The organism is Bradyrhizobium altum, assembly GCF_020889705.1.
Classification (GTDB): domain Bacteria; phylum Pseudomonadota; class Alphaproteobacteria; order Rhizobiales; family Xanthobacteraceae; genus Bradyrhizobium; species Bradyrhizobium altum.
Genome location: NZ_JACMYP010000565.1, coordinates 1 through 1105 on the forward strand (window position 1 = coordinate 1; position 1105 = coordinate 1105).

At 71.0% G+C, this 1105-nt stretch carries 1 protein-coding gene; it reads right to left on the reverse strand.

What is annotated here, in order from left to right; all coding sequences use genetic code 11:
- On the reverse strand, positions 1-1105 hold a 1105-nt coding region (locus H8B02_RS47405; RefSeq protein ID WP_229172532.1), incomplete at both ends, for a YifB family Mg chelatase-like AAA ATPase.

Genomic DNA, 1105 nt, shown 5'->3' on the forward strand with positions numbered 1-1105 from the left:
GCGCGCCGCCGCGACGCGTGCGGCGACCTCGGCCGAACCCTCCGCCGGCGGCGGCAGGATCAGATCGGCCGCGGTCACGGCCGGCACCTCGATCCGCAGATCGATCCGATCCATCAGCGGGCCGGAGATCCGCATCTGGTAGTCGGCGGTGCAGCGGTCGAGCCGGCCGCGCTTGCAGGAATAGCCGGGCTGATAGGCGTGGCCGCAGCGGCACGGGTTCATCGCCGCGACCAGCATGAAGCGCGCCGGATAGGTGACGCGATGGTTGGCCCGGCTCACCGCGACCTCGCCGTTCTCCAGCGGCTGGCGCAGCGAATCCAGCACGCGCGGATCGAACTCCGGCAATTCGTCGAGGAACAGCACGCCCTGGTGCGCGAGCGAGATCTCGCCCGGCTTGGCGCGCATGCCGCCGCCGGTCAGCGCGGCCATGCTGGCGGAATGATGCGGGCTGCGGAACGGGCGCCGCGCGGTCAAGGCGCCGTCGCGGATCTCGCCGGCGACCGAGGCGATCATCGAGACTTCGAGCAGCTCCGATGGCGACAGCGGCGGCAGGATCGAGGGCAGCCGCGCCGCCAGCATCGATTTGCCGGCGCCGGGCGAGCCGATCATCAGGAGATGATGCCCGCCGGCGGCCGCGATCTCGAGCGCACGTTTTGCGCTCTCCTGGCCCTTGATGTCGCGCAGGTCCAAAAGCGTCTCCTCGCGCTCGTGCACCTTCGGCTGCGGCCGCGACAGCACCTGCGTGCCCTTGAAATGATTGGCGATCTGGATCAGCGAGTGAGCTGCGATGATCTGGATGTCCGGGCTCGCCCAGGCGGCTTCCGAGCCGCAGGCGGCCGGGCAGATCAATCCCTCGTCGCGCGAATTGGCGCCGATCGCGGCCGGCAGCACGCCCGCAACGGCTGCGATCGAGCCGTCGAGCCCGAGTTCGCCGAGCACGGTGAAGCCGCTGAGCGCATCCGGCGGGATCGCCCCGATCGCCGCCATCAGGCCGATCGCGATCGGCAGGTCGTAATGGCTGCCCTCCTTGGGCAGGTCGGCCGGCGCGAGGTTGACGGTGATGCGGCGGGCGGGAAGCGCGAGGCCGGAGGCGATCAGCGCCGAG